This is a genomic window from Anaerolineales bacterium, assembly GCA_022866145.1.
Lineage (GTDB): Bacteria > Chloroflexota > Anaerolineae > Anaerolineales > E44-bin32 > PFL42.
Genome location: JALHUE010000060.1, coordinates 1 through 5,986 on the forward strand (window position 1 = coordinate 1; position 5,986 = coordinate 5,986).

A 5,986-nucleotide genomic window follows, 5' to 3' on the forward strand; every position below is an offset into this window, starting at 1 on the left:
CTCGCTCGGCTCGTTGAGCCCGTCTGTCCAGTTGGAGGCTCCCGCGTGGGGATGTGGATCTGGGACGCCAAGGTCCGCAAGTCGATGGGCTACGTCGGGGCTGGAGTGAGAACACCAGGTCGGGTGAACGCCAGACCACCGCCGGCCGGCGTGGATGGCAGCTGGGAGCGCAGGAGGGGCGAAGGCAGAGGGATCGGGTGCAGCGGGCAGCCGCGTGGGTTCAGCCCGTGCCCTGGCCCGCTAGAAGACGCTCGGCGAATGTGTCGAGGGAGGCGTAGTACGGAAGAATGCTGGGCAAGTAGTGCCGTTCGTCCGCGGCGTGGGGTCCGATGCCTGACTGGCCCCACACCACGCCCCGGCCTGCCGGTGCGAACCGGGCGCTTGTCGCCGCCAGTTTGCGGTCGACGACCGGCGCCTCCCTTGCTGCCTGCTCGATTGCGCCCAGGAGTGCTTGGACGTGCGGAAGGCCTGGGTCGCAGGCGATGCCGTTTTCGCTAGCGGTCATTGTCAGACCGAGATCGTGCGCACGGCAGTACGCCTCGATCTCCGGCAGAAAGTCCTCGAGCCGATCATTCGGTATTGGGCGGATCTCGAGTCCGAGGGTGCCGCTCTCGGCTGTGATGTTGAAGACCCCTGGGTCCCCAACCCGCAGGTACGGGAAGCCAATCTGCGAACGCCAGGCGGATGGAGTGTCGAGTGTCAGCTTGTTGGCCATCAGGCGATCCAGGTCGGCGCAGGCACCGGTTAGCCGCCGCGTCAAGTCGGCGTAGGCGGAGCCGAGGCCAGTGTGGCCGCGCCTGCCGCGGGCGGTGATCTCCATCCGGACCAGGCCGCGGTTCTCCAGGCAGACACGGCCCAGGCGCTCATCGCCGCCCTCGCCCGTGCGCTCTCCAACGATCATAAGGCGAGGGGCATACCCGAATTCCGCCTGCAGGGCGGCCAACACCTGCGGCGTCCCCCACGGTTCGGATTCCCCGCTCTCCTCATTCCCCACCAGGAGCAGACCCAGAGGTGGGTATATGCCGCCGCGCCGACGAATGTCGCGCATCCAGAGAACGTAGCTGGCCACAACGGTCTTCATGTCCGCCGCGCCTCGGCCCCACAAGTAGTCTCCCTCTAGTCGAGGTTCGAACTGCCTCTCGTCGGGTTCTGGTTCAACCACGTCGAAGTGCCCGGATAACAACACCTCCGGCTGCTCGACGCCGGGGAAGGTGGCGAAGAGAGCAGGGGACTTGCCGTCCTCAAAGATGCGCACGTTGACCCCGGCCACTGTCAGCAGGTCGTACAAGAGGGTGGCCAGCCGGCGAACTTCATCCGGCCGCTGGCCGCCCGGCCGGGCGACCGTGACCGACGGGATGCGGATCAGATGCATGGCGAGATCGACGATCTCCGCTGTCTTGTCCGAGTAGACAGCCTCCATCGTTGAGACGGGCGCGGGTCGGAAGCGGATCGGCGCCTGTGGCTCGTGCCTGGCTGCGTCACGCGCTCGGTCCCACAGGTCCTGCAATCCGGCTGCCGCCTCGCCGTGGGCGGGGAGATCGGCCGCAATGTGCTCGATGTCCCGCGCCAATTCGTGCTCGTGCTGCTCGATCAGGTCCAGCACGGCATCGTACGGCACGACACGGTCATTCTCCAATGCCGGCTGCAGTTGAGCGCGCATGCGCTCGGCGGTGTTCGGGCCACCCTCGGCCATGGCGGCCAGCGGCTCGAGCCAAGCCCGGCAGCCCAGGGCGGCGGCCAGCGGACCGACCTCCTCCAGCGTTCGCTGCAGGAAGGTACGCATACCGATTGCCTTGCCGAGGAAGGGATCCTCGATGATCGCACGCAACCCGGCTTGCGCCGCTTGCTCCTCATTGCGCCGGGCGCGCGCCAGGTCCTCCGCTTCATAGCGGAAGGCGCGGGCATAGGTCGGATCGCCGTAGCTGCGCAGCAGCAGCAGTTCCTTGAAGGCCAGATTGGCGATGTCGACCTCGAGCGGGTGACCGCCTTCGTCGGTGCGAATCTCAACTCGGGCCATGGGCAGGTCGATGCGGGCCAGAAGATTCTCGATGACGACCTGGCGGGCCATGTCCTCGACCGCCGGGGTCTCGCCCTCGGCATACAGTCCCTGGTGGTACAGGGTCTCGAGTTGTGTGGCGCTGAGCGTGATCAGCCGTTCGACTGGCTCGGCGAAGGAACGAGCGCGCACGGCGGTCCAATTGTTGTTGCCGAACCGAACGCCTCGTCGGACCAGGTCGTGGGACAGTCGAACATAATCGGCATGGGATCGATACAGACCGGGCAGATCCACCGCCTCGGGCGCCGGAAAGGTCAGTGTTCGCACCGAGTCGAAATCCGTCAGCACGACGACCGGCTCGCCCTGGCGGACCTCCGCCCGAAGCGGTGTGCTAGCGCTGGTGGCGATGAACAAGGCGGCGAATGCGCGTAGCAGGCGCGTGGCTTCGACGTAGACGCGGTTCTTGTATGTGTCCAGGTGACCGCCGGCGCGTTCCGAGGCGCCGAGGTGCATGAAATCCCAGGCGAGCAGAGGCTCCGGCAATGAGAGGTTGGTGTGAATGCCGGCGGTCGCCAGGCTGGAACCGTATAGATCGACGCAACGCTCAAGATAGCGGCGCTTTGCGAGATTCCAGCCTCCAGGGATCGACTCGTGATCGACGCTGACGGGTTGGAGCAAGTTTCCGTGGAAGGCATGCAGGCCCTCACCGAACTGACTCCCAGCGCGGGCCAGGGCATTCCGCTGACACGCCTCAAGCAATCGCCCTTCGTAAATGGTCAGGAGCGGCGAGAAATGAGGGCGAGTCGTCCACTCAAGCATCCAGTGGAAGACCTCGAGCTGGGTGTGTTCGGCCAGCCATTCTGGCAGGAAGTCCTCGCGCAGCACGTCGGCGAAGGAGCGCCTGCCTGGGCCGGCGCCCACGGTCTGCAAAGGGAGCAGGCGCGCATCCAGTAGGTTCCACTCCAACTCGAGCCCGGTGGTGCCGCCGTGCGGCGTCTCCTTGAGGGCGGTCTCTCTCGCCAGCAGCACTCGATCGGCAAACCGAACAAGATCACTCGTGGACCAGGGCATGCAGACCCTCCAACAGCCGCCGCGCCGCGCCCAGCGTTTTCTCGACCGGGGTAGCATAAGAGAACCGGATCCAATCGCCGCCGGCGGGCGAGAAGAAAGCCCCGGGCACAACCGCCACCCCGTGTTCCTCGGCCAGGTAGGCGCCCAGCGGTTCGCTGTCCGACCAACCCTTCTGACGCAGCCACCCGCCCACGTCCACAAAGGCGTAGTAGCCCTGGCCGAGGATGGCACGCAACCCGTTCTGTTCAACGAAGGTCCGCAGTGCAGCTCGGCTGACGTTGGTTGGCTCGACGATGCCGCGTGTCGCCTCGGCGTAGCCCATTTCGTAGGCTGCCATCGCCACAGCCATCGAATGGAATGGGGGAATGACGCCGTGCGAGGCGCGGGCGACAATATGGCGGACAACCGACTCGGAGGCGATCAGATGGCAGTTGCGGATGTTGGAGGCCCCGAGCGACTTGGTGATGCCATCGAGAAACATCAGCCGTGGTCGCTCGTCAGCGGCGAAGGAGAGGTAGAACCGACTGAGGTCCATGGGGACTTGGTCGGTCACGTAGTGATACATCCAGTCGTAGAGGACAAAAGCTGCACCCAGCCGCAGGGCGGCTTGTCCCAGGGCGATCTGGCGCTCGGCCGTGAGCGTGTTTCCGGTGGGGTTGTCGGGAGAGGTGACAATCACCCCGGCGATCTTTCGTCCGAGTCGGGCAGCGAACTCGGCGCAGGCTGCCAAGGAGTCCTCGCTGAATGCCCAGCCGTCCTCGGGCCGCCCCGGCGCGAGCAGCACGTTGGCGCCGACGCCATACGGCCCCCAGCTGTACGAGATCCATGGCACGCGGCTAACCACAATCAAGTCCCCCGTTCGCCCGTGCCCCAATGCAAGCATGGCCTCATAGGCCTTGACCAGCGCGTCCCGCCCGCCAACCGTGGCCAGCACATTCCCAGGACCCAGGCCCGTGGCCGGGCTGGCTTGCCAGTAGGGCTCGAGCACGGCTCGGCGAAACGCGTCGCAGCCGTAAGGCATGTCGTAGGCACTGCCGTGTTGGCGCTGCAAGGCTGCAGCGCGATCGAGGATCACCTCGGGCACACCGGGAAGACTGGCGCCGCCATCCCCCTGCGAAGCGTCGAACGTGGCTCCGCCCGGATGACGATCGGCGAACACCGATAGTCTCTTGTTGATCAAGAACATGCGCGACGGTGGGATCGGCACCAACCGCCGCAAATGACCGCCGACGGGCACGAGTTGCTCCTCAGGAACGACGGTTTGGGGCGTGCTCTCGCTAGCAGTCATCTAGAATCTCCGCAACGGGATCTCGACATGAAAGCGGCCCCAACCGGTGGTTGGGGCCGCTTGACTTGGACGACCGGCGCTACGGGCGTGCCACCCCACACCATCGGCCGGCTAGGCCGTTGGAATTGTCGGCGTTGACGTTGCTGGGCCGCAGCGCTAGCGACATACTCAGGACCATTCTAGCACCCGTGTCAAGCGCAGGGCTCTCCATCGTCCGAGTGCCGCCCGCCGTCGGAAATCAAGGTGCCGCCCACCGGTTGGCCGGAATGGTCAGTACGCACCCGGGCGAGGGCCGCGCTGGATGTCTCGGGTGCTAGTCGTCGTGGATGCGATCTACGCCCCGCCTGGAAGCTTGCGGCACGTCGTGGCCTGCACCGAGCCGGGATCGGCGGCTCCCGAGAACAATCCCGAGGATGATCAGAACCATGCCGACGACTCCGATCAGCCAACGGGCAGGGCCGGGGATGGACGCCGCGGTCGCATTCGCCGGGGCGGCAGTCGGCGCGGGCAGGCGGGTTGACGGCGGCGGGGGGGCGGTCGGGGATCGGCCGGCGGGAGTGCTCTCGGTGCGGGCGGGCGTCACGCTCGGCGCCGACGTCGGCATGTGGACGGTCGCGGGTCGGATCACCAGCTCGTCGCCTGGATGGAGCAGCGCCTCCTCGGTCAATCCGTTTTGCTCGAGCAACTGGGCTAGCGGGATGTCGTACACGGCCGCCACCGTCCACAACGTCTGGCCCGCCTGGACGGTGTGCACGATCGAGCCGTCGGGCTGAGGGGTGGACTGGATCACCGGCAGGGCGCCGCCGGGCGCAGAAGTGACCCCGGCGACGATGGGGGCGGTGGAGTTGGCGCTGATACCGCCTGCGACGTACCCGGTGTCGATCGTGTAGTAACACGTGTCGCCGTCGCAGCCTGCCCCTGCGCCGATGTCCCGGTAGTTGGCTCCCATCATCGTGTTCCAGTGCGGATCGTCACCGGTCCACCACTGGACGGCCTCGGAAGCAGAGAGGCCGGTTCCCTGGGCGATGTTCTCCGAGACGAAGACCGTGGCGCCTCCGCCATACCCGGCGGCGATGGCTCGCTCCTTCGGCCTGGATCCGTTGGGGCCGGTGTGCGTGATCTGGCCGATCGAGAGGCTGTAGTCGTTCTGCGCCTGAGCGGTGGACATCAGGATCGGATCGACCCGGAGGGGCGTCATGCCGTTGGATGCCCGCAGGGCGTTGACGGCGTCAATCAGCTCATAAGCATCGGCGACGGGGGCCGCAGCCGCGAGAGTCGGCGCCAGCGACGGGGAGATCATCAGCCCGACGATGGAGGCCACGACCGCCAGCGGGGCGAGTCTCCGCCAGAAACCTGCCCACGGTGGCCGGCCTAGCTGACCGATGAGCGCACCTCCAGCGTGTCTCCTCACGAGATGGGTCGAAGTTTGGCGCGGCGGTGCGTCCGCTGTCCCGGCGTACATCGCGAAGTGCCCATCCTCCGCCCGATCCCAGAAGGCGTCGGGCTCCCAAGCGGGCTCACCACCCGGAGCCGGTCACGCGGGAGGTCGAAGCCGCCCATGGATCTCTCGGGCTGCGCCTGGCCACCCCGGACTTCCGTCTAGGTCGCTCTCGTCAGCCTCACGTCTCGGC

The 5,986-nt window shown here is 66.7% G+C and carries 3 protein-coding genes; all 3 read right to left on the bottom strand.

Annotated elements, in window-relative coordinates; all coding sequences use genetic code 11:
• Window positions 1-220: 220 nt before the first annotated feature.
• The gene (locus tag MUO23_01680) at window positions 221-3,067 is read right to left on the bottom strand and encodes a M20/M25/M40 family metallo-hydrolase (protein MCJ7511663.1); all 2,847 of its coding nucleotides are present in this window, start codon (window positions 3,065-3,067) and stop codon (window positions 221-223) included.
• Complete coding sequence (locus MUO23_01685; protein MCJ7511664.1) at window positions 3,048-4,355, bottom strand: pyridoxal phosphate-dependent aminotransferase; 1,308 nt, start codon at window positions 4,353-4,355, stop codon at window positions 3,048-3,050. The genes MUO23_01680 and MUO23_01685 overlap by 20 nt, the downstream gene beginning before the upstream one ends.
• Before the next feature lie 313 nt (window positions 4,356-4,668).
• The gene (locus MUO23_01690) at window positions 4,669-5,676 is read right to left on the bottom strand and encodes a CAP domain-containing protein (protein MCJ7511665.1); all 1,008 of its coding nucleotides are present in this window, start codon (window positions 5,674-5,676) and stop codon (window positions 4,669-4,671) included.
• Window positions 5,677-5,986 lie beyond the last annotated feature (310 nt).